The sequence below is a fragment of the Isoptericola sp. S6320L genome, from assembly GCF_023015685.1.
In the GTDB taxonomy this organism is placed as follows: domain Bacteria; phylum Actinomycetota; class Actinomycetes; order Actinomycetales; family Cellulomonadaceae; genus Isoptericola; species Isoptericola halotolerans_A.
In genome coordinates, this window is record NZ_JALKAT010000042.1 from 1 (window position 1) to 22,452 (window position 22,452).

Below are 22,452 nucleotides of genomic sequence, written 5' to 3' on the forward strand. Positions count from 1 at the left end.
CCGGAGGAACCGGCGCTGACCCGGAGCGAGCCTGCGAGCACAGGGCCAGCGCGACCGGAGGAACCGGCGCTGACCCGGAGCGAGCCTGCGAGCACCGTCTAGCTGCGGAAGTGGTCCCACCCCTGCGGCACGTCGGGCTCCTCGCCGTCGATCAGCACCTGCGGCCCGTCGCCGACGGGCGCCCGCACCTCCCCGATCTCCCGGAACCCTGCGGGCAGCCCGTGGTCGGCGACCTCGGCGGGGAAGGTGGCGAGCAGGCCGTGGTCCTCTCCCCCGGACAGCACCCAGCGGCGTGCCTGCTGCCAGCCGTCGACGTCCTCGGACACGACCGCGAGCTCGACCGCGGCGGGGAGCAGGGCGCTGACGTCGCCGGACAGCCGGCCGCCGGACAGGTCGATGGTCACACCGCTGGCCCGCGCGAGCCGGCCGGCGTCGCGCAGCAGCCCGTCGGAGACGTCCAGCATGGCGCTGGCGGCCGCCGCGGCGGCCGCCGGACCGCCGGGCAGCGGCGGCTCGGGTCGCAGGTAGGCCGCGACGAACGGCGCGACCGGGCCGCGAGCGCCCGGGACCCCGTGACGGCTCGAGGCCGCGCCGGAGGAGAGCAGCGCCAGACCGGCGGCGGACCTGCCGAGGACTCCGGCGTGCGCGAGGACGTCGCCGGGCTGCGCGCCAGAGCGCAGCACGGGCGCGCGCCCGTCCAGGTCCCCGTGGACGGTGACGGCGACGACGATCTCGTCACCCCCGGACAGGTCGCCCCCGACGACGGTGGCACCGGCAGGGGTGGCCGCGTCGGCCAGGCCCCGGGCGAACCCGGTGACCCAGTCGACGGGCAGGTCGCCGGGCACGACGAGGGAGACGACGAGCGAGGTCGGACGGGCGCCCATCGCGGCGATGTCCGCGAGGTTCTGCGCCGCAGCACGACGCCCGACGTCGAACCCGGTGGACCAGGATCGACGGAAGTGGCGACCTTCGACGAGCACGTCGGTCGAGACGACGACCCGACCGTCCGGGGCCCGCACGACCGCGGCGTCGTCGCCCGGTCCGACGTCGACGGCGTCGCCGGTCGGCAGGAGCGGGAAGATGCGGGCCAGGAGCTCTGACTCGTCGAGGTCGCGCACTCGCACGGTGGGGTCGGTCACGACGGAACCCTAACCGTCCGTGGGACCGCCGCGGGCGGGTACGGTGGGCGCGTGCCCGTCCGTCGCCTCCGCGCGCTGCTCTGCCTGCCCGCCCTCGCGCTGCTCGCCGCCTGTGCACCCACCATCGGGGTGGAGGCCGGCGAGGACGCGACGAACCCGGACTGCGCACCGGTGATGCTCGCGCTGCCGGACGTCGTCGCCGGCGACCTGGAGAAGGTCCGCACGAACGCGCAGGCGACCGCCGCCTGGGGTGAGCCGGGGGCCGCTGTGACGTTGCGCTGCGGCGTGACGCCGCCCGGACCGTCCGCCGACTGCCAGCGCATCGAGTCCGCGACCGGCACGGTGGACTGGATCGTCGCGAGCAGCGACGACGGCACCTGGCGCTTCACGACCTACGGTCGGGAGCCGGCCATCGAGGTGACCGTGCCGCCCGCGGTGACCGAGGACCACTCGACGTCGTTCATCGCCGACCTGACCCAGGCTGTCGACCTGGTGCCCGCCACCCGGCAGTGCACCTGAGGACCACCCTCCTGAGGTGGCACCGCCCGGCCGAGGTGGTCACGGCACCACGAGCTCTCCCACGGGTCCCGGCGCGTAGGCGACCTCCCAGACGAAGCCGTCCGGGTCGGTGAAGTAGCCGGAGTACCCGCCCCAGTCGCGCTCGGTGGCGTCGCCGATGGTCGGGGCGCCGGCACGGCGCGCGTCGTCCAGGACGGCGTCCACCTGGTGCGGCTCGCCCACGTTGTGCGCGAGCGTCACCGGCGGCGTCCCGCCCCGGACGACGGGACCGATCTCCTCGAGTGCCGCTGCCTCGTCCCACAGGGACAACAGGAGGTGCGGCCCCACCTGCAGCATGAGGACCTCGTCGGGGACGTCCACGAAGCTCTCCCACCCCAGACCGTCGAGGTAGAAGCGGCGGGTGGCCCCCAGGTCCGCGACCACGAGCGTGACGAGGCTCAGTCTCTGATCCATGGCCTCACGGTGCCATCAGCCCCCGACACGCCGGTGAGAACACGGATCACCGGAGCCCGGTGGGGCGCTCCAGGGCGAGCTGGATCAGCTCGTCGACGAGCTCCGGGTAGCTCACGCCGGACGCCTCCCACATGCGCGGGTACATCGAGAACGGGGTGAAGCCGGGCATCGTGTTGATCTCGTTGACGATCACCTGCTCGTCCGGCGTCACGAAGACGTCCACCCGCGACAGGCCCTCGGCCTCGACGGCCTCGAACGTGCGGACGGCGAGGTCGCGGATCGTGTCGACGACGGCGTCCGGCAGCTTCGCGGGGCAGTCGAGCTGCACGTGGGCCTCGTCGAGGTACTTGGCCTCGAAGTCGTAGAACGCGTGCGTGCCGTCGACGGCGATCTCGCCGGGCAGCGAGGCGCGGGCCGGCGCCCCGGCCCGACCGCCCAGCACCGCACACTCGATCTCGCGCCCCTCGATGCCGGCCTCGACGACGACCTTGGGATCGTGCTCGCGGGCCGCCTCGACCGCGGCCGGGAGGTCGGCGAGGTCGTCGACGCGGGTGATCCCGAGCGACGACCCGGCGCGAGCGGGCTTGACGAACAGCGGCAGCCCGAGCCGCTCGACGCGTGCCACGCAGCCTGCGGGGTCGGCCACCCATGCGTGGGGTCGGATCACCTCGTAGGGACCCACGGGCAGGCCGTGGCCGGCGAGCACCAGCTTCATGAAGTGCTTGTCCATGCCCACGGCGGAGGCCAGCACGCCCGCGCCGACGTAGCGCACGTCGGCGAGCTCGAGCAGGCCCTGGACCGTGCCGTCCTCGCCGAACGGCCCGTGCAGCAGCGGGAAGACGACGTCGACCGCGCCGAGCAGGCTCGGTACCTGGCCGGGCTCCAGCACGCGGAGCGTGCCCTCGCCGGAGGTGAGGGACAGCACGACCTCCGCGCCGTCGTCGGACGTCACCTCGGGCAGCCGCCCGTCGGTGATCTGCCAGCGTTCGGCGCGGTCCTCGGCGACGACCCAGCGACCGGCTCGCGTGATCCCCACGGGGACGACGTCGTACCGGTCACGGTCGATCGCGCCGAGCACCCCGGCCGCCGTCGACGCGGACACGGCGTGCTCGCCGGAACGGCCGCCGAACAGCAGGGCGACGCGCGGCTTGCGCGCGGGGGCGGGAGGCTGGGTCTCGGACATCGGCCCGACCCTACCGGACCCGTCCCCTGCTCCCGCCCCCGTGCACCGGCACGTTCACGCGGCCTTCAGGTCCTTGCGCAGGATCTTGCCGGCGGCAGACTTCGGGATCGCGTGCGTGAACTCCACGAGCCGGATCTTCTTGTACGGAGCCACCTTGGCGGCCACGTACTCCATGACGTCCTCCGCGGACAGGTCGGCACCGTCGGCGCGGACGACGAACGCCTTGGGCAGCTCCTCGCCCTCGCCGTCCGGCACGCCGACGACGGCGGCGTCGGCGATCTGCGGGTGCGCCACGAGGAGCGCCTCGAGCTCCGCGGGCGGCACCTGGTAGCCCTTGTACTTGATGAGCTCCTTGAGCCGGTCCACCACGTAGAACACCCCGTCGGCATCGACGGTGACGATGTCGCCGGTGTGCAGGAACCCGTCGGGGGTGATGGTGTCCCGCGTCTCCTGCTCGTTGCCCAGGTAACCGACCATGACGTTGGGCCCGGCGCACAGCAGCTCGCCGGGTGCGCTCATCCCCTCGGCCGGCTGCTCGATCTCCTCGCCGGTCGCGGGGTCGACGACCTTGGCCTGCATGTTGGCCACGAGCAGCCCGATGGAACCGGGCGAGATGTCGGTCCGGTCGGCGGGGATGGTGTGCGAGACCGGCGACATCTCGCTCATGCCGTAGCCCTGCATGACCCGGGCGTGCGGCAGCCGCTGCGCGACGACGGCCGCGAGCTGCTCGTCGAAGGGTGCCGCTCCCGACATCATGAGCCGGACGCTGGACAGGTCCGCCTCGAGCGCGAGCGGGTGCTTGGCGACCGCGAGCGCGATCGGCGGGGCGACGAAGAGCACGGTGGCCCGGTGCTCGGCGATGATCCGCAGGTACTCGGGCAGGTCGAACCGCGGCATGGTGACCACGGACGACCGCTGGTAGATGGCGCCGTTCATGAGCACGGTCATGCCGTAGATGTGGAAGAAGGGCAGGACCGCCGGGATGACGTCGTCGGCGTAGAGCGGGATGTAGGGCTCCGCCTGCAGCACGTTGGCCACGAGGTTGCGGTGGGTGAGCATGACGCCCTTGGGCAGTCCGGTGGTGCCGGAGGAGTACGGCAGCACGGCCAGGTGCGTGGCGGGGTCGAAGGACACGTCGGGCGCGGGCGCCCCGGACGTGAGCAGGTCGCGCAGGCTCGGGTGCCCCGGCGCCCCGTCGAGCACGATGACGTCCTCGGCGTCGAACCCGGCGGCCTCGGCACCCTCCGCGGCCTGCGCCAGCAGCGGCGAGACGGTGAGGAGCGCCTTGGCACCGGAGGCGACGAGCTGCTTGCCGACCTCGGGACCGGACGCGAGGGCGTTGATGGTGGTGACCGTGACACCGGCGCGCAGCAGGCCGTGGAAGACGCTGACGAACGCGGGGACGTTCGGGCTGTGCAACGCCACCACGTCGCCGGGCTCGAGACCACGGGCCGCGATCCCGCCGGCGACCGCGTCGATGTGGGCGCGCAGGGTGCCGTAGGTGGTCTTCTCACCGGTGGGGCCGTTGACGAGGGCGGTTCTCTCGAGGTCCTCACCGGTCAGGTCGGCGAACAGGAAGTCGTACAGGCTGACGTCGGGAATCTCCACGTCTGCCTGAGGGCTGCGGATGACCAACGGTGGCTCCTCTCGTCGTTGCGGTCCTCGTCGACCGCTCTGGCAGCAGCGTAGCGGACAAGACCGACCGGACGGTATGCCAGCTGCCGACCGGTTGCCCACGGGTGGTGGTTGAATCGACGGATGGCCGCCGACCCCGCATCCTTCACCGACCGCCAGGTCCTCTCCGACGAGCTGCTCGCGACGATCCGCGGGCGCGCCGCGATCCACGACCGGGAGAACTCGTTCTTCACCGAGGACCTGGCCGACCTCGCAGCCACCGGCTACCTGCGGGCCATGGTGCCCGCCGACCTGGGCGGCCACGGCCTCACCCTGCGCGAGACGATCCGCGAGCAGGCGCGGCTCGCCGGCGCGGCACCCGCCACCGCGCTCGCGGTGAACATGCACCACGTCTGGGTGGGGGTGGCCCGGTACCTGCACGAGCGCGGCGACGGCTCGCTCGACTGGCTGCTCGCCGAGGCGGCCCGCGGCGAGGTCTTCGGGTTCGGCTACTCCGAGGCCGGCAACGACCTCGTCCTGCTCGGCTCACGCACCGAGGCGCGGCCCGACGGCGAGGGCGGCTACCGCTTCCACGGCCGGAAGATCTTCACCTCCAACTCCCCCGGCTGGACCCGGCTCGGCGTGATGGGGCTGGACGACACGGATCCGGACGACCCGCGGATCGTCCACGCCTTCATCACCCGCGACGGCGGTGGGTTCCAGATCCTCGACGACTGGGACACGCTCGGGATGCGCGCCTCGCAGTCGTGCACGACGGTGCTCGACGGCGCGCACGCCCCGGCCGACCGGGTGATGCGCCGGCTGGTGCCCGGCCCCAGCCTCGACCCGTACGTGCTCGGCATCTTCACCAGCTTCGAGCTCCTGCTGGCGGGCGTGTACACGGGGATCGCGGACCGGGCGCTGCACCTCGCCGTCGAGGCCGCCGGTCGCCGCACCTCGATGAAGACGGGCAAGGCGTACTCGCAGGACCCGGACATCCGGTGGCGCATCGCGTCGGCGGCGCTGGCTCTCGACGGGATCTGGCCGCAGCTCGACCAGGTGGCCGGCGAGATCGACGCCCTGGTCGACCGAGGCGCCGGGTACTTCCGCGCGACGGCGGGGCTCAAGGTCCGGGCCACGGAGACGGCGCGGTACGTGGTGGACGAGGCGATCCGCTGCTCGGGCGGCTCGACGTACTTCAACCGCTCCGAGCTCGGTCGGCTCTACCGCGACGTGCTGGCCGGGATCTTCCACCCCAGCGACGACGAGTCCGCCCACGCCCAGGTGGCCCAGTCGCTGCTCGGCCCCGTCGACGCGGGCTGAGGCCCGGCGCCCGCCAGCGACCGACGCTCGGCCCGTGGACGGTGACGGACGTCACGCGACGTCTCGTAGGATCCCCGCATGACCCTCAGCCGCGGCACCGTCGCCCGCTACGCCGTCGGATCCGTCGGCACGGGTGGCTTCGGCACCCTGCCCGGCCTCGTCCTGGTCTACTACCTCACGGACACGCTCGGGGTGGCGGCTCTGATGGCCGGCCTCATCGTCACGATCGCCAAGGTGTGGGACGTGGTCATCGACCCGGTGATCGGGGCGGCCAGCAACCACGACCGTGCCCGCCACGGCTCCCGGCGCCGGCTCATGGCGGCGGGCGGGCTCCTGCTGCCCGTCTTCTTCGTCCTGACCTTCGCCGTGCCGGCGGCGTGGAGCCCGGCGGCCGGCGCGGCCTGGGTGCTGCTGGCGTTCCTCTGCGCGGCGACCGCCTTCTCGCTGTTCCAGGTACCGTACATCGCCCTGCCGGCCGAGCTCACCGACGACTACGACGAGCGCACCCGCCTGCTCACGGCCCGCGTGGTCGTCCTGACGGTCGCCATCCTCGCGTTCGGCGGCGGGGCGCCGGCCCTCCGCTCGGTGGTGCCGGACGAGCACACCGGCTACCTCGTCATGGCCGCCGTCGCCGGGCTCGTGCTCGGCGTCTCGCTGCTCGTCTCGGCCGGCGTGGAGCACGGTGCCCGACGGCGGCACGCCCGGTCGCGCGTGAGCCCTGCGGCCGCGAGCGCCGCACCCGCGACCGGGGCGCCGTCGTCGTCCCGGTGGCGCAGCGTCGGTGGCGCGTACCGCGACGGCTTGGCGGTGCTGAGCACGAACCTGCCGTTCCGCATGCTGCTGACCGCGTTCGTGCTGCAGGCGCTCGCGACGGGCACGATGCTCGCCGGTGCGCAGTACGTCGCCCGCTGGGTGCTGGGCGACGAGGCGGCGGTGACGCTGCTGTTCGCCGCGCTGGTCGGCCCGGCCGTCGTCTTCGCACCGGTGTGGGGCGCTGTCGCGCGCCGGGTCGGCAAGGAACGAGCCTTCCGGATGGCCTCGACGCTCTTCGCGCTGGCGGCGTTCTCCCTGCTGGGCATGGCGTGGGCGCCCGGGGCGTGGGTGTACGCGGTCGTCGCCGTCGCAGGCGCCGCCTACGCGGGCCTGCAGTCCCTGCCGATGGCGATGCTGCCCGACGTGGTGGCGCACGACGCCCGCACCCGCGGACCGGGTCGGGCCGGCACGTTCTCCGGCGTGTGGACCGCCGGGGAGACCACGGGCTTCGCGCTCGGGACGGCCGTGCTGGCGCTGACCCTCGCCGTGACCGGTTACGTCACCTCGCAGGCCGAGCAGCTCGTGGTGCAACCGGACAGCGCCGTCCTGGGTATCGTGCTCGCGTTCTCCGTGCTGCCCGCCGCCCTGGTGGCGGTCAGCCTGGTCACCCTGCGTCGCTACCCGCTGCGCCGGGCCGACATCCACGCCGCGGGACCCGCGGCCGTCCACGAGGAGCCCGCATGAGGTTCGCCGCATCGCCCGACGACGTCCTGGCCCGGCTCGCGACCCTGCGCGAGCACGACGCCCCCACGCACGGCGGCCACGTGCTGAGCTACGTGTACGACTCGGGCGAGCCGGAGCTCGACGAGCTCGCCGCCGCGGCGATCCGCGCCATGCAGCCGGTCAACGGCCTCGACCCCACCACGTTCGGGTCCGTGGCCGCGCTGGAGCGCGACCTCGTGGCGTTCACGCGTGAGCTGCTCGGCGGTGACGGTGCGGACGGCGGCGAGCCCGTGGTCGGCACGGTCACCTCGGGCGGCACCGAGAGCTGTCTGCTGGCGGTCAAGGCCGCGCGGGACGCGTGGCTCGCCGCCCACGGAGCCGTGCCCGGTACTGCGCGCCCCCGCCTCGTGGCGCCCGTGACGGTGCATGCCGCCTTCCAGAAGGCCGCCCACTACTTCGGCCTCGAGCTCGACCTGGTCCCGGTCCGCCCCGGCGGCGCGGTGGCGGCGGACGCCGTCGCCGAGCGGCTCGCCGACCGTCCCGAGGACGTCGCGCTCGTCGTCGTCTCCGCGCCGTCCTACCCGCACGCCGCGCTGGACCCGGTCGCCGAGGTCGCCGCGGTCGCCGCCGCCCACGGCGTACCCGTCCACGTCGACGCGTGCATCGGAGGCATGGCCCTGCCGTTCTGGCCCGACCTGCCCGACTGGGACCTGCGCGTGCCCGGCGTGACGAGCCTGAGCGTCGACCTGCACAAGTACGGCTACGCGCCCAAGGGTGTCTCGGTGCTGCTGCACCGCGGGCGGGAGCGCCAGCGCGAGCAGTACTTCGCCACCACCCGCTGGCCCGGGTACCCGGTGGTCAACCCGACGCTCCTCGGGTCCCGCTCCGGCGGTCCGCTCGCCGCGGCGTGGGCGATCACCAGCGCCCTGGGGACCGACGGACTCGGCGACCTCGCCGAGCGGGCCCGCCGGGCCACGGACGAGCTGCGCGCCGCCGTCGGGCGGATCGAGGGGCTGCGGGTGGTCGGCGAGCCGGTCGGGCCGCTGTTCGCGGTCGCGGAGGACGACGCGGTGCCCGCGGCCCGCCGCGTGGACCCGCACGTCTGGGCCGACGCCGTGGCCACCCGCGGCTGGGTGCTCCAGGCCCAGCCCGCGCACCGTCAGGCGGACGGGACGGTGCTGCCGCACACCACCCACCTGACGGTCACCCCCGTCACGGCCCGCGTGCTGGGCGAGCTGGTCCCGGCGCTCGTGGCGGCGGCCGACGAGGTGCGGGGCGTCCCGCGGCCGGGTTCCTCGCCGCTGCTGGGCGGCCTGGCGGGGCTCGGCACCCTCGACTCCGACACCGCGGCCGACCTGCTCCGGACCATGGGGCTCGACGCGTCGCGCATCGGCGACGATGGTCCCGGCGTCGGGCCGATGGCCCCTCTGCTCGCTGCGGTCGAGGCCCTGCCCGCGCCGGTCGCCGAGCGGCTGCTGACCGAGCTGCTCGGGCGGCTGGTCGAGCCGCGCTGACCGGACCGACGCGGGATCGACGGCGCACGCACCGTCCGCGCGCCCACGTACCCTGACGCCATGACGCACGAGCACGCCGAGACCGTTGCCCCGCACTCCCCCGCCACCGTGGCGGTGACCGCCGGACGGCCCCCGCGGGTGCAGGGCGGCCCGGTCAACGCGCCGGTCGTCCTCAGCTCCACCTACGTCTCCCAGGGCGTCCCGGGGAGCGAACAGCTCTACACCCGCGGCGGCGCGGAGACGTGGGAGCCGTTCGAGTCGGCGCTCGCCGCGCTGGAGGGCGCTGCGCACGGCGTCGTCCTCGGCTCGGGGATGGCCGCCGTCGCCGCGGCCCTCGGTGACCTGCCGCCGTCCGGCGTCGTCGTCGTACCGCGGCACGCCTACCAGGTGACGCTGGGCTACCTCGACGACCTGACGCGTCGGCACGGCCTCGAGGTGCGGCGCGTCGACGTCGCGGACACCGACGCGGTGGTCGCCGCGCTCGACGGCGCCGACCTGCTCATGGCCGAGTCCCCCACGAACCCGATGCTGGAGGTCGCCGACCTGCCCGCGATCCTCGCCGCCGCCAGGGAGCGGGGCGTGCCGTCCGTCGTCGACAACACCTTCGCCACGCCCCTCGGGCAGCGTCCGCTGGACCTGGGTGCCGACGTCGTCGTGCACTCGGTGACCAAGTACCTGGCCGGCCACTCCGACGTCGTCCTCGGTGCCGTCGTGACGAACGACGACGAGGCCGCCGCGCGGATCCGGGCCTACCGCACGCTGCACGGTGCGATCGCCGGGCCGATGGAGGTGTTCCTCGCGCTGCGCGGCCTGCGCACCCTGCACCTGCGCGTGGAGCGCGCGAACGCCAACGCCGCCGAGCTCGCGCGGCGCCTCGCCGACCACCCGGCCGTCGCCGAGGTCCGTCACCCCTCGCTGCCGTCCGACCCGGGGCACCAGCGGGCCTCGGCGCAGATGACGTCGTTCGGCGCCATCATCGGCCTGCGGCCGGTCGGTGGACGGGAGGCCGCCGACGCCGTCGTCGCCGCGGTCCGGCTCTGGGTGCCGGCGACCTCGCTCGGCGGGGTGGAGTCCACCCTCGAACGCCGCCGCCGCTTCACGACCGAGTCCGTGACGGTGCCCGAGGACCTGATCCGCATGTCGGTCGGGGTCGAGGACGTCGAGGACCTGTGGGCTGACCTGGCCCGCGCGCTGGACGGCCTGCCCGCCTAGGGTGAGGGCCGGGGGCCGTTCCGGGCTCCCCGGACCCCTGGAGGACCTCATGCGCGCGACGCAGCACCGCCGAGCAGGACGGGGGGCGGCCGCCGCGGTCGCCCTCGCGCTGACGGTCGCCGGCTGCGGCGGCGGGGCCGACCTGCCGGGCTACGGGGGCGGCGGTGGCGCCGCGACGGAGACCACGACGCCGTCGGAGAGCACGCCGGAACCGTCGGACGACGCTGGCACGGCGACCCCCGAGGCATCACCCGACGCGTCGCCCGAGGACGGCGGCGGGACCTTCGAGGGCGGCACCGCCGTCGCGACGGGCGAACCCGGGGGCGACCAGCTGCTCACCGTCACCGACGTCGCCGTGGAGCCGCAGGACGGGTTCGACCGGGTCACCTTCACCCTCGACGGCAGCGGCACACCCGGCTGGCGGGTCGAGTACGTCGACGAGGCGCTCGACCCGGGCAAGGGCGACCCCGTCGAGGTCGACGGCGACGCGGTGCTGCAGGTGGTGATCCTCGGTACGGCGATGCCGATGGACTCCGGCGTCGAGGAGTACGACGGCACGCCGGTCGAGCCCGACGACGCGGAGTCCGTCGAGGAGGTCGTCTACCGCTTCGTCTTCGAGGGGCAGACGACGGCCTTCGTCGGGGTCGACGGCGAGCCGAAGCCGTTCGCCGTGTCCGTCGAGGAGGACCCGACGCGCCTCGTGGTCGACGTCGGCCACTGACGGCCGGCCACGGAGACCAGCCACCGGGACCGGCCAGGTCAGTCCGCCGCGCTCTCGGCCTTCTGCGGGCGCGACAGGAGGGCGCGGGCCATGTCGTCCACGGACATCCCCTCGTAGAGCACCGCGACCACACCGGCGGTGATCGGCATGTCCACCCCGTGCTTCTGCGCCAGCTCCAGCACCGACCGGGACGACTTCACGCCCTCCGCCGTGGTGCCGGTAGCGACCAGCGCGTCGTCGAGGGTCATGCCCTGCCCGATGTGCTTGCCGAGGGTGTGGTTCCGGGACAGCGGTGAGGCGCACGTCGCCACCAGGTCGCCCATGCCGGCGAGGCCCGCGAACGTCTCCGGCTGCGCGCCCAGCGCCCGGCCGAGGCGGGTGATCTCGACGAGGCCACGCGTGATGACCGTCCCCGAGGTGTTCCAGCCGAACCCGCGACCCTGGCCCATCCCCACGGCCAGCGCGATGATGTTCTTCACCGCGCCGCACAGCTCGACGCCGACGACGTCCGAGTTCGTGTACGGGCGGAAGTAGGAGTTGGAGCACGCCTCCGCGGCGAGGCGCGCGTTGGCCTCGTCGGGGCAGGCCACGACCGTCGCCGTGGGCTGGCGGGTGGCGATCTCCTTGGCCAGGTTGGGGCCCGAGACGACGACGACCCGGTCGAGCGAGATGTCCAGCGCCTCGGCGATGACCTGGCTCATGCGCTTGTCCGTGCTGAGCTCGATGCCCTTCATGAGCGAGACCACCACGGCGTCGGGCTCCACGTGCTCGCGCAGACCCTCCAGGGTCCGGCGCGCCACCTGGGATGGGATGGCGACCACGACGACGCGGGCGCCCGACAGCGCCGCGGCGGCGTCCGTCGTCGCACGCATCGCGGGCAGCTCGACGCCCGGCAGGTACTTGGCGTTGCGGCGCTCGTCCGCCACCTCGCGGGCCACGGCCTCGTCGCGACCCCACAGCGTGACGTCGCACCCGGCGTCGGCCATGACCATCGCGAAGGTGGTCCCCCAGGACCCCGAACCGAGGACGGCGGCCTGCAGGGCGCTCACGGGCGCTCCACCGGTGGGTAGGTCATCTTCTTCACCTCGTAGTCAGGGTGCTTGCGCAGGTCGAACCGGTGGGCCGGCGGCTGCTCGTCGCGCAGGTCGGCGAGCAGCACGGTGATCGCGTCCATGACGCGGTTCATCACCTCGCGCAGCGTGGCCGCGTCCTGCGGGCGCTCGTACAGGTCGGACAGGTCCACGGGCGGACCCGCGACGACCTGCACCCGCTTGCGGGGGAACAGCCTGGGCAGCTTGCCGTAGCGCGGCAGGATGTCGACGGCTCCCCACTGGGCGACGGGCACCACGGGCAGCCGGGTGGTCAGGGCGATGCGGGCCAGGCCGGTCTTGGGCTCCATCGGCCAGCAGTCGGGGTCCCGCGTGAGCGTGCCCTCGGGAAAGACCGCCACGCAGGCACCGTCCCCGAGCTCGTCCCCGGCGCGCTGCAGCGAGCGCGCCGCGGCGGCGCTCCCCCGGTCCACCGGGATCATGTTGGTGCCCCGCAGCACGGAGCCGACCACCGGTGCGGTGAACAGGCTGCGCTTGGCCAGCACGCGCGGCTCGAAGCCCTGGTCGAACAGGTAGTGCACGAACGTCAGGGCGTCGAGCTCGGTGACGTGGTTGGCCGCGGCGATGAAGCCGCCCTCGGCCGGGAGGTTCTCGCTGCCGCTCCACTCGTAGCGGCACATCGAGAACATCAGGGGTCGGACGATCTTCGCGATGACGCGATAGAGGCGCGACTCAGGTCTGGCGGGGGGCACGGCCACAGAGCCTACCTGCCCGACGGCGGCACGGGACGCAGCGCGTCCGGCTCCCGCCGGGCAGGTCGCACCCGACCTCAGCCGCGCGAGACGTCGGCGCCGAGGGCGACGAGCTTGTCCTGGAACGACTCGTACCCACGGTCGATCAGCGAGATACCCCGCACCGTGGAGGTGCCCTTGGCCGCCAGCGCCGCGATCAGGTGCGAGAACCCACCCCGCAGATCCGGCACCTCGATGTCCGCCGCCGCCAACGGCGTCGGACCCGAGACCACCGCCGAGTGATGGAAGTTGCGCTGCCCGAACCGGCAGTCACCCCCACCCAGGCACTCCTTGTACACCTGGATCGTCGCACCCATCTGTCGCAACGCCTCGGTGAACCCGAAACGGTTCTCGTACACCGTCTCGTGCACGATCGACAGCCCCGTGGCCTGCGTCAGGGCGACCACCAGCGGCTGCTGCCAGTCCGTCATGAACCCGGGGTGCACGTCCGTCTCCAGCACGATCGGACGCAGATCCCCACCCGGGTGCCAGAACCGGATCCCGTCGTCCTGCACGTCGAACTGGCCACCCACCTTGCGGAACGTGTTCAGGAACGTCATCATCTCCGGCTGCGTGGCGCCCTTGATCGTCACGTCACCGCCGGTCGCCAGCGCCGCCGACGCCCACGACGCCGCCTCGATCCGGTCACCCAACGCCGTGTGGTTGTACCCCTCGAGACGGTCCACACCCTCGATCCGGATCACCCGGTCGGTGTCCACCGAGATGATCGCGCCCATCTTCTGCAGCACCGCGATCAGGTCCATGATCTCCGGCTCCGTCGCCGCCCCCGACAGCTCCGTGATGCCCTCGGCGCGCACCGCCGTCAGCAACAGCTGCTCCGTGGCCCCGACCGACGGGTACGGCAACGAGATCTTCGTGCCCTGCAACCGCCGCGGAGCCCGCAGGTGGATCCCGTTCGGGCGCTTGTCCACCACCGCACCGAACTGCCGCAGGATGTCCAGGTGGTAGTCGATCGGCCGATCCCCGATCCGGCAGCCGCCCAGGTCCGGGATGAACGCCTCACCCAACCGGTGCAGCAACGGACCGCAGAACAGGATGGGGATCCGCGACGAGCCCGCGTGCGCGTCGATGTCCGCCACGTGCGCCGACTCCACGTTCGACGGGTCCAGGTCCAGGATCCCCGCGTCCGGGTCGTACTTCACGTTCACCCCGTGCAGGTCCAACAACCCCGAGACCACGCCCACGTCACGGATCTGCGGCACGTTGCGCAGCACGCTCGCCGACTCGCCCAGCAACGACGCCACCATCGCCTTGGACACGAAGTTCTTCGCGCCTCGCACCGAGATGGTGCCCTGCAACGGCGTCCCACCGTTCACGTACAGCAGATCAGTCATAGCTCGTCGTCGTCCTGTCCTCGCGGAATTCGCAGCACGGTGGTGCTGCTCTCGGTGCGGGCCCGCCCCGGCTCGCGTGGCGCGTGGTGCGCAGCCCGACCGATCCTGCCCCCGCAGGCCCGGTGGTGCCAACATCCGGCGCACCCACCGTATTCACGTTCACCACACCTTCACGCGGTACACGCCGACTCGCGCGGGGGCGCGCTGGTCTTCACCGGATCGCGACGTACCGGGGTCGCGGCCGTCAGGCGCGCTCCGGGCGCGCCGGGTCGCGACCGCCGGCGTCCAGGCGGAAGGGCGGGTAGACGTCCGTCATGAGCGCGGCGTAGACGGTGACCCGCAGCACCCAGCGGTGCATGCCGAGGACGAAGTCGAACACGCCGTGCGGGTACGTGCCACGGAACAGCAGGACCACCGCGGCGACGAGGACCAGGAAGCCGATGAGACCGGGGGTGGACGGCCCGTCCTGGACGACGACGCCCTCGGAGGTGATCGTCGTCGTCGACGTGCTGGTGCCGACGAACAGGGCGACGACGACGTAGTGCGGCAGCGCGAGCAGCCACCACTTCACGAGGACGAGGCCACGCGAGAGCCGACCCGGCTCCTCGACCTCGAGCCGCGCCGGGTAGTCGGGGACGTCGGCGAGCGTGAACGGCGGGTACCGGTCGGTCCCGAGCACTCCGTAGGAGTAGTACGCCACCCGCCAGCTCCAGCGCAGGACGCCCACGTTGAACCGGAAGATCCCCGAGGGGTAGTGCGCGGTGAAGAGGATGCCGAAGAACGCGACGAGACTGAGCACCGCGAAGGCGATCCAGAGCCCGACGAGCACCACGACGTGCGGCAGGACCAGGATCCACTTGACCAGCCACAGCCACCGGGACAGCGGCTCCGGTGGGTCGGCGTCGACCCGGACGATGTTGCGGACGAGGCCGAACCCGGCCGGTGGCTGGACTGCCATGTCTCGCTCCTTCTGCTCGTGATCGCGTCCCGCGCCCGGTCAACGGGCCGGGCTCCGCGTCCTGCTGCCCCGGGCGAGCCTGACCAGCGCCACGACGATCGCGACCACGCTCCCGACCATCCCGGCGACGAGCAGCACCCGGAACACGGTGTCCCAGGGAAAGGTCTGGCCGGTGAACTCGAAGGGGAAGACGTTCCACACGGCGATGGTCGCGACCAGTCCGACCGCGGCCGTCACGACGTCACCCAGCGCGCGCAGCCACGGGGGGTCCGCGACCAGGTACCCGAGGTTGGCGACGATGCCGACGACGATCGCGGCGTCGACCTCGCCGAGCACCTCGGCCGTCTCCGGCGTCAGGAACGGGACGGACTCCCATCCCGGCCACCCGTGCACGAGGACGAGGAGGAGCACGTTGACGAGCACGCCGACGACGTAGCCGACGCGCCGCGCAGCCGCGGTGGTCCCTGGCCCGGTGGGGCTGTCGCTCGACGGAGCGTCCATGAGACGTCGACCTCTGGTGGTCACGTGCACGGTGGTGTCAGGGGAGCGACACCCGGCCGGCCTTCATCTTGGCGAGCGAGTACTTCTCGAACGCCACCTTGAACGCGTGGTTCTGCGGTCCCGGGACCATGACCGCCGCCTTGCGCGGGGGCAGCATGTGGTCGGCGACCATCGCGACGCCGTTGTTGCCCGCGTCCATGACGCACAACGCCGGGATCTTGGCGAACTCCTTGGCGACCGTCGGCTCCTCGCCGCGGACCTGCGAGACGATGTTCTTGGCCGCGACGTGGGCCTGCTGCTCGCTGGGGAAGCCGGTCTTCGGGATGCCCGTGGCGACCTGTGTGGTCCACGGCACGGGGACGGCCGCGGCGATGCCGACGGCGTACACGTCGTCCCAGCCCTCGGACTGGTAGGTGGGCCGCACGGGGACGTACCCTCCGGCGTCCACGAGGTCCGGGGTCTTGGCGAGGAAGTCCTGGCCACGGAACGGCGGCACGATCATCGCGAACCGGTAGTCCAGCTCGCGTCCGTCGTCGAGCACGACGGCGTCGGGCCGGATCTCCGACATCGACTGGTTCGCCTCGACGGTGATGCCCTCCTTCTTCGCGAACATCTTCATCAAGGTCCTGGCGCCGGGCATGCCGTCGATCCCGAAGTGGCCTGCGTAGGGCTCGGAGGTGACGTAGGTGAGCTTGACCTTCCCGTGCAGGCCGGCCCGGCGCAGCTGGTACGAGGTGTTGAACAGGAACTCGTAGGCCGCGCCGAAGCAGCTGGCGCGCTGGGTCGCACCGATGACGACGTCACCCGGGTCGTCGAGGAACCGGCGCCAGGCGTCGTAGGTGCGTTCGGCGTCCGGGAGCGTGGTGATGGTGGGCGTCTCGGGCATCCCGGGGACGACGTCGAGGTCGTTCCGGTAGCCGGTGGCGATCACGAGGTAGTCGTAGTCGAGATCCCCCTCGGTGGTCTCGACCCGGTGGGCCTCGGGGTCGACGTAGGTGGCGGCGCCGTGCACGAAGGTCGCACCACGCTTCTCGAGCGTGGGAGCGACCGGGAACGAGACGTCGGTACGCCCCCGGCGGCCGAACGGCAGCCAGATGAGCGACGGGTTGAAGACGAACTTGTCCGACGGCGCCACGACGGTGACGTCGGCGTCCCGGCCGAGGTGCGACCTGATGGAGAGAGCGGCGGTCAACCCGGCGAAGTTGCTGCCGAGGACCAGGACACGAGCGGACATCACGGGCTCCTTCGCCGGACGGTCCCCCCGGTACTTTCACGTTAGCACCGGGCGACCGCACCGGCGCGAGGTCGCGCGGGTCGTCACCGGGTCCCGACGTACCGCGACACGAGCTCGGCACCGATCCGGGCGAGCTCGGCGCGAACCTCCGGCGGCCCCTCCACCACGATCCCGTCGCCCCAGCCCGCGAGGTGGCGAGCGACGTCGAGCGGCGTCGGCGCGCCGACGCGGACGCGGGCCACGCCGTCGTCGGCCATACCGTCGCCCGCCACGACCTCGACCTCGACGTGCCGCCCGAACTGGGCGCGCAGGACCCCGACGTGTCGCTCCGGTACCCGGACCGTGGCCCAGACCGTCGAGCGCAGCGCCTCGACCTCCTCGACGACCTGTGCCCACACCGCGGCGAGGTCAAGGTCGGCCGGGACCTCGGCGGGCTCGCCGGTGACCTCCGCCTCGGCGATGCGGTCGACCCGGTAGGTGCGCGGCCCGCGCTCCGTCCCGGCGACGAGGTACCAGGTGCCGTCCTTGTCCACGACGCCCCACGCGTCGACCACGCGGTCCGACGTCCGCCCGGTGGCGCCGGTGTACCGCAGCCGGACGCGTCGCCGCCGGACGACGGCCTCCCGCAGGGCGTCGAGGTGCGGCGCCCGCTGCCGAGCGGCAGCACCCCAGCGCTGGTCGTCGACGACGGTGGCGACGGCCGCGGCCTCCGCCTCTGCCCGGAACGGCGTGGGCAGCGCGCGGACGAGCTTGCGCAGCGCGCTGCTCGCCTCGCCGTCCGCGGCCGTCGCGGGGCCGGCGAGGAGGAAGAGGGCACGAGCCTCCGGTGCGGTGAGGCCGCTGAGGTCGGTCCGGGCACCGCCGAGCAACGACCACCCACCGCCCCGACCGCGCTGCGGGTACACGGGTACGCCGGCGGCGGACAACGCCTCCAGGTCGCGGCGCGCCGTGGCCACCGACACCTCGAGCGCGGCGGCGAGCTCGGCCGCGGTCACCCGTGGCCTCGACTGCAGGTGCAGGAGCACCTGGATGAGTCGGTCGGCACGCACCTGTCGAGAGTCCCACGAAAAGTGGTCAGGAGGTGAGCACTTTGGCGACCAGCATGGTCTCGACGGCGTCACCGGGCGCCGCCCGACCCTGGAGGACTCCCATGCTGCGCGGACTCACCACCACCACGTACTTCGCCGACGACGTCGCCGCGGCCCGCGACTGGTACGCCGAGGTGCTCGGCACCGAGGCGTACTTCGGACGCGACGCCGACGGCACGCTCGCCTACACCGAGTTCCGGATCGGCGACTACCAGCACGAGCTCGGCATCCTCGACCGCCGGTTCGCACCCGTCGCGCGCACCGAGGAGCCGGCCGGCGCCGTGGCGTACTGGGCGGTCGACGACGTCGAGGCGGCGTACGCGCGGCTGCTCGCCCTGGGCGCGGTCGGGCACGACGAGCCGACCGAGCGCGGTCCCGGGTTCGTCACGGCGATCGTCGTCGACCCGTTCGGCAACCTGCTCGGCGTGATGGAGAACGCGCACTACCTCGAGGTGCTCACCTCGCGGCGTGGGTGAGGCCCTTCAGTTGAGCATGAGCAGGACGCCGTCGCCCGCCTCGGCCGCGGCGGTGCAGAACCGCCGCAGCTCGTCGTAGCGCTCTCCGAGCACCTGCGGGCGCTCCTCGGCCAGGTGCTCGGCGGGGTCCGGGCAGCCCTCGCTGTCGCAGAGCTGCGTCATGTCGTAGCCGTCGGCGAGCCTCGCGAAGGGCGTCGAGCTCAGGAAGTCGGCGGCCCGCCGCACCTCGTCGGGCGCGAGCGACCGCACGGGGCCGAGCCCGCCGTCGAGGCCGAGCGGTGTGCCGCCGTGGACGACGTCGACGGCCGGCTCGCGCTCGCGGAGCAAGGCGTGCAGCGGCCCCCACGCCCGGCCCACGCTGAAGTACCGGGCACGCTCCGGCTCCAGGTCGAGCTCGACCCACTCCTCGGCGAGCGTGTCGAGGTGCTCGGCGGCCCAGGCCGCGTCGGATCGGGCTCGGTCAAGGTCGGCGGCCGCGAGCCGCGCGTACTCGCAGTGAATCCCCATGGCCCGCGACCGTAGCGGTCGCGGCGTTCCCGCAGGCCGGGCAAAAGGTGCGGAACCGCCCTCACCGCCCAAACCGTCGACCAAGACTGTGAGATACGACAAGTTTCGCGCGCCGATCCGGGCCCAGGTCGCACGTAGCCAACAGGGGGCCGCCGGCGCTACGTCAGGCGGCGCACGTGCCGGGCGTGACCGGGGCGTCCAGGTCGGGTGCCTGCGCGACGACCGGCATCAGCTCGGTGGTGGTCACGCCGTACGCCATGGCCTCGCCGCTCTCGGAACGACCGAAGATGACACCGACGACGTCACCGTCCGTGGACAGCACCGGTCCGCCGGAGCTGCCGGGGTACACCGACGCAGCCAGCACGTAGATGTCGCGCTCGCCGCCACCCATGCCTCCGGACTGCGGGATCCGGGCCGTGCCGGCGTCGAGCACCTCGGCTCCCACCGACGTGAAGGGACCGCCGTGCGGGTAGCCCTGGACGGCCGCGAGGTCACCCGGAGCGAGCGACGGCGCGACAGGCAGCGGGTCGCCGTCCAGCCCGTCCACGGCGACGACGGCGAGGTCGGCCTGCGGGTCGAAGTAGACGACGCGGCCCTCCTCGGCGGGTCGGCCCGGCAGCTCGACGAGCGGCCGCTCCACGCCGGCGACGACGTGCGCGTTCGTCACGACCCGTTCCGGCGAGCTGACGAACCCGGACCCGGTGATGCCCGTGCCGCAGGCGTAGGCCGTGCCCCAGATGCGTGCCACCGACTGCGCCGAGGCCTCGAGCGCCGGGTCGTCCAGGTCGACCGTCGGCGCCGCCGTCGTGCGGCGCGGGTCGAGCAGGCCGTCGAGCTGCGGGATGCCGTCGTCGATCACCGCAGCGCGGGCCGTGGCGAGCGTGCGGCTCACGGGTGCCGGAGTGAGGTTCTCGATGGTGCGCAGCACCGTCGAGGAGGACACGGCGGAGGCGACGACCGGCATGCCGGTCGCCTTGACGGCGGTGCCGACGAACGACAGCGCGAGCGCCGCCACCACGAGGCTCGCGGCCCCGCCGAGCAGCCGGTCGAGCGGCCGCAGCGGCGTGCGGTCGACCTGTCGCCGCAGCCCGTGACCCACGCTCGACCCGATCGACGCCCCCAGCAGCGGGAGCACGACGGCGAGGATCACCGTGGCCGGCCCGCGCCACTGGGGCTCGGGCAGCGCGTCGACGACCAGCGGGACGACGAAGAACGCTGCCACTCCCCCGACGACGAGCCCGACGAGACCGCCGAGCGTGGCCAGCAGCCCGCGGCCCAGGCCCGCCACCAGGGCGAAGATCAGGACGACGACGAGCACGAGGTCGAGCAGGGTCACGGGCGGCCTCCGCGGGCGGGCTGGGTGGCGAGGACCGCTGAGGATACGTGGTCCGCCTGGGGACTCCCTGGGTGCCGGGCCTGCGCCCCGCCGGCCCGGTTGGTCTCCGAGCCCGGCGTAGACTCCGGACAGGAGCTGACCTGGGTTCCCCGATCATGGGAGACCGGATGTCCGGCACCACTGACCCGTCCGTCGCCGCCCCCGCCGGCTCGCTGCTGAGCCTCGGGCTGCTCGCCGCCTCGTCGATGGAGAACGAGCGGCGGCTGCCGATCCACCCGCACCACCTGGACCGGATCGGCCCGGACCTGCGCGCGCGGATGATCGTCGAGCGAGGCTACGCCGCCGACTTCCGGCTGGAGCCGGGCTACGTCGAGTCGCGGGTGGGGCGGGTCGCGGACCGCTCCGAGGTGATCGAGTCCGCCGACGTGCTGCTGCTCCCCAAGCCGCAGGCGGCGGACGTGGCCGCGATCCCCGGGGGTCGCGTGCTGTGGGGCTGGCCGCACTGCGTGCAGGACGCCGGGATGACGCAGTCGGCGATCGACCGTCGGCTGACGCTGATCGCCTTCGAGGCGATGAACCACTGGACGTCCCAGGGCGAGTTCAGCCTGCACGTGTTCCACCAGAACAACGAGCTCGCCGGCTACTGCTCCGTCCTGCACGCCCTGACGCTGACCGGCTCGACCGGCGACTACGGGCCGAGGCTCAGCGCCGTCGTCATCGGCTTCGGCGCGACGGCACGAGGCGCCGTCACCGCGCTCAAGGCGCACGGGATCCACGACATCCAGGTGCTCACCCAACGTGGCGTCGCGGCGGTCGGCTCGCCGATCCACAGCGCGCACATCACGCAGCTCCACACCGACGACGGCGCCGCCTACCTCTCCACGGTCCCGACCGCCGACGGCGACGTCACGCTCCCGGAGTTCCTCGCCGCGCACGACATCGTGGTGAACTGCACGCTCCAGGACGTCTCCGCCCCGCTGACCTACCTGCGGACGCAGGACCTGGAGGGCTTCGCCGCGGGGAGCCTGATCGTCGACGTCTCGTGCGACGAGGGCATGGGGTTCGAGTTCGCCCGGCCCACCACGTTCGACGAGCCGATGTTCACCGTCGGCCGCGGGGTGAGCTACTACGCCGTCGACCACACCCCGTCGTACCTGTGGAACTCGGCCACGTGGGAGATCAGCGAGGCACTGCTGCCGTTCCTGCGCACGGTGCTGGAAGGGCCGGCGTCGTGGGCGAGGAGCCTGACCGTCTCGCGAGCGATCGAGATCCACGACGGGACGATCAAGAACCCGAGCATCCTGAGCTTCCAAGGGCGCGAGCCGGGCTATCCGCACGCCCGCATCGCCACCCACGGCGTCCCGGGCGACGCCCGGATCTGACGACTCAGTCCTTGAGCGGGTCGTGGCCCCAGTTCATGAGGGAGTAGCGCCACCTCGTGTGCTCCACGTCCCCGTCCGGCCGCTGGGCGAGGTGCCGATGGACGTACCCGACCACCTTGTGCCTGTGCGCCTCGTCGTCCTCGGTCAGGTCGCCCTTCTTCGTGCGCAGCAGCGTCACGATCCGCCGGCCGGACTCGTGGCCGACCGACTCCCCGCCGTCCGGCTGCCCCACCGACCTCGACTCGTCGGTGCCCAGCCACCGCTCCAGCTCGGCCGCCGTCATGTTCACCGCCTCGTCGAACTCGTCGCTCACGACTCCTCCTCCAGCGCCGACGGCTTGTGCACCGCGTCCTTGCCGCTCTTGTCGCTGCGCACGCGGTACTGCGGATCGTCCTTCGACGCCCGGACCGTGCGGCCCGCCGCCTCGGTGTCCTCGGTGATCTCCTCGACCACCTCGCCGTGCACCGTCTGCCCGTGGCTGGACCAGGTGACGTCGTCGCCCTGGCGGAACTTCTTCTCGCTCATGGACCCACCGTGAGACACCTGTCGGCACCTCGCACGGCGCAGGCCGTGCCGCCGGACCGGCACCGCACGGTGGGCGGCGGGCCCGGGGCTGCTTGC

23 protein-coding genes are annotated in these 22,452 nt (G+C 73.2%); 8 read left to right on the top strand and 15 right to left on the bottom strand.

The genetic code is table 11. The annotated features are described in order from the left end of the window. Positions 1-98: 98 nt before the first annotated feature. Positions 99-1,139 (bottom strand): thiamine-phosphate kinase, encoded by a 1,041-nt coding sequence (locus MWU57_RS16395; RefSeq protein WP_246910675.1) that lies wholly within the window; start codon positions 1,137-1,139, stop codon positions 99-101. A gap of 51 nt (positions 1,140-1,190) precedes the next feature. Here MWU57_RS16395 and MWU57_RS16400 point away from each other — a divergent pair, with 51 nt between their 5' ends. After that, positions 1,191-1,658, top strand: coding sequence for a DUF3515 family protein (locus MWU57_RS16400; RefSeq protein ID WP_246910677.1), 468 nt, complete (start codon positions 1,191-1,193; stop codon positions 1,656-1,658). A gap of 39 nt (positions 1,659-1,697) precedes the next feature. Here MWU57_RS16400 and MWU57_RS16405 read toward each other — a convergent pair whose 3' ends face one another. The 3 genes from MWU57_RS16405 to MWU57_RS16415 are packed head-to-tail and all read right to left on the bottom strand — an operon-like array spanning position 1,698 to position 4,902. After that, the gene (locus tag MWU57_RS16405; protein ID WP_246910680.1) at positions 1,698-2,111 is read right to left on the bottom strand and encodes a VOC family protein; all 414 of its coding nucleotides are present in this window, start codon (positions 2,109-2,111) and stop codon (positions 1,698-1,700) included. Positions 2,112-2,157: 46 nt separating this feature from the next. After that, positions 2,158-3,294, bottom strand: coding sequence for a D-alanine--D-alanine ligase family protein (locus MWU57_RS16410; RefSeq protein ID WP_246910684.1), 1,137 nt, complete (start codon positions 3,292-3,294; stop codon positions 2,158-2,160). A 54-nt stretch (positions 3,295-3,348) separates the two neighbouring features. Beyond that, a complete protein-coding gene (locus MWU57_RS16415) occupies positions 3,349-4,902 on the bottom strand; it encodes an AMP-binding protein (protein ID WP_246910688.1) in 1,554 nt (517 codons plus the stop codon). Positions 4,903-5,052: 150 nt separating this feature from the next. Between MWU57_RS16415 and MWU57_RS16420 the strand changes: the two genes are divergently transcribed. The 5 genes from MWU57_RS16420 (at position 5,053) to MWU57_RS16440 (ending at position 11,154) form a co-directional block, all read left to right on the top strand. Then, positions 5,053-6,231, top strand: coding sequence for an acyl-CoA dehydrogenase family protein (locus MWU57_RS16420; RefSeq protein ID WP_246910690.1), 1,179 nt, complete (start codon positions 5,053-5,055; stop codon positions 6,229-6,231). Positions 6,232-6,309: 78 nt separating this feature from the next. Continuing rightward, positions 6,310-7,728 (top strand): MFS transporter, encoded by a 1,419-nt coding sequence (locus tag MWU57_RS16425; RefSeq protein WP_246910692.1) that lies wholly within the window; start codon positions 6,310-6,312, stop codon positions 7,726-7,728. After that, positions 7,725-9,221, top strand: a complete 1,497-nt coding sequence (locus MWU57_RS16430; protein WP_246910694.1) for an aminotransferase class V-fold PLP-dependent enzyme — start codon at positions 7,725-7,727, stop codon at positions 9,219-9,221. Before MWU57_RS16425 ends, MWU57_RS16430 begins: the two co-directional genes overlap by 4 nt. A gap of 60 nt (positions 9,222-9,281) precedes the next feature. Next, positions 9,282-10,433: a PLP-dependent aspartate aminotransferase family protein gene (locus tag MWU57_RS16435; RefSeq protein ID WP_246910696.1), complete on the top strand. Its 1,152-nt coding sequence runs from the start codon at positions 9,282-9,284 to the stop codon at positions 10,431-10,433. A gap of 49 nt (positions 10,434-10,482) precedes the next feature. Then, positions 10,483-11,154, top strand: a complete 672-nt coding sequence (locus MWU57_RS16440) for a hypothetical protein (protein WP_246910697.1) — start codon at positions 10,483-10,485, stop codon at positions 11,152-11,154. A 38-nt stretch (positions 11,155-11,192) separates the two neighbouring features. Here MWU57_RS16440 and MWU57_RS16445 read toward each other — a convergent pair whose 3' ends face one another. The 7 genes from MWU57_RS16445 to MWU57_RS16475 form a co-directional block, all read right to left on the bottom strand. After that, positions 11,193-12,194 (bottom strand): NAD(P)H-dependent glycerol-3-phosphate dehydrogenase, encoded by a 1,002-nt coding sequence (locus tag MWU57_RS16445; RefSeq protein WP_246910733.1) that lies wholly within the window; start codon positions 12,192-12,194, stop codon positions 11,193-11,195. 5 nt (positions 12,195-12,199) lie between these two features. After that, entirely contained in the window at positions 12,200-12,955 is a 756-nt protein-coding gene (locus tag MWU57_RS16450; protein WP_106268730.1) for a 1-acyl-sn-glycerol-3-phosphate acyltransferase, read from the bottom strand. 77 nt (positions 12,956-13,032) lie between these two features. Beyond that, positions 13,033-14,349, bottom strand: coding sequence for a UDP-N-acetylglucosamine 1-carboxyvinyltransferase (gene murA, locus MWU57_RS16455; RefSeq protein ID WP_106268578.1), 1,317 nt, complete (start codon positions 14,347-14,349; stop codon positions 13,033-13,035). A 244-nt stretch (positions 14,350-14,593) separates the two neighbouring features. Continuing rightward, on the bottom strand, positions 14,594-15,307 hold the full coding sequence (locus MWU57_RS16460; RefSeq protein WP_246910699.1) for a DUF4389 domain-containing protein: 714 nt from the start codon (positions 15,305-15,307) through the stop codon (positions 14,594-14,596). Between the two features lie 39 nt (positions 15,308-15,346). Continuing rightward, positions 15,347-15,808 (bottom strand): hypothetical protein, encoded by a 462-nt coding sequence (locus MWU57_RS16465; RefSeq protein WP_246910702.1) that lies wholly within the window; start codon positions 15,806-15,808, stop codon positions 15,347-15,349. Positions 15,809-15,845: 37 nt separating this feature from the next. After that, positions 15,846-17,042, bottom strand: a complete 1,197-nt coding sequence (locus MWU57_RS16470; protein WP_246910704.1) for an NAD(P)/FAD-dependent oxidoreductase — start codon at positions 17,040-17,042, stop codon at positions 15,846-15,848. An 83-nt stretch (positions 17,043-17,125) separates the two neighbouring features. Then, positions 17,126-18,091: a YafY family protein gene (locus tag MWU57_RS16475; protein WP_246910708.1), complete on the bottom strand. Its 966-nt coding sequence runs from the start codon at positions 18,089-18,091 to the stop codon at positions 17,126-17,128. A 101-nt stretch (positions 18,092-18,192) separates the two neighbouring features. On the opposite strand from MWU57_RS16475, the gene MWU57_RS16480 reads away from it, so the two are divergent. Then, entirely contained in the window at positions 18,193-18,606 is a 414-nt protein-coding gene (locus tag MWU57_RS16480; RefSeq protein WP_246910711.1) for a VOC family protein, read from the top strand. 6 nt (positions 18,607-18,612) lie between these two features. On the opposite strand, the gene MWU57_RS16485 is transcribed toward MWU57_RS16480, so the two are convergent. Both MWU57_RS16485 and MWU57_RS16490 read right to left on the bottom strand, forming a co-directional pair. Further along, the gene (locus tag MWU57_RS16485; RefSeq protein WP_246910712.1) at positions 18,613-19,113 is read right to left on the bottom strand and encodes a YfbM family protein; all 501 of its coding nucleotides are present in this window, start codon (positions 19,111-19,113) and stop codon (positions 18,613-18,615) included. Positions 19,114-19,276: 163 nt separating this feature from the next. Beyond that, on the bottom strand, positions 19,277-20,449 hold the full coding sequence (locus MWU57_RS16490) for a MarP family serine protease (protein ID WP_246910714.1): 1,173 nt from the start codon (positions 20,447-20,449) through the stop codon (positions 19,277-19,279). A 167-nt stretch (positions 20,450-20,616) separates the two neighbouring features. Between MWU57_RS16490 and MWU57_RS16495 the strand changes: the two genes are divergently transcribed. After that, positions 20,617-21,831 (top strand): N(5)-(carboxyethyl)ornithine synthase, encoded by a 1,215-nt coding sequence (locus MWU57_RS16495; protein WP_246910716.1) that lies wholly within the window; start codon positions 20,617-20,619, stop codon positions 21,829-21,831. 4 nt (positions 21,832-21,835) lie between these two features. On the opposite strand, the gene MWU57_RS16500 is transcribed toward MWU57_RS16495, so the two are convergent. Both MWU57_RS16500 and MWU57_RS16505 read right to left on the bottom strand, forming a co-directional pair. Continuing rightward, positions 21,836-22,144 (bottom strand): DUF3140 domain-containing protein, encoded by a 309-nt coding sequence (locus tag MWU57_RS16500; RefSeq protein ID WP_246910718.1) that lies wholly within the window; start codon positions 22,142-22,144, stop codon positions 21,836-21,838. Next, positions 22,141-22,356, bottom strand: a complete 216-nt coding sequence (locus tag MWU57_RS16505; RefSeq protein WP_246910720.1) for a DUF2945 domain-containing protein — start codon at positions 22,354-22,356, stop codon at positions 22,141-22,143. Before MWU57_RS16505 ends, MWU57_RS16500 begins: the two co-directional genes overlap by 4 nt. Between the last annotated feature and the right edge of the window lie 96 nt (positions 22,357-22,452).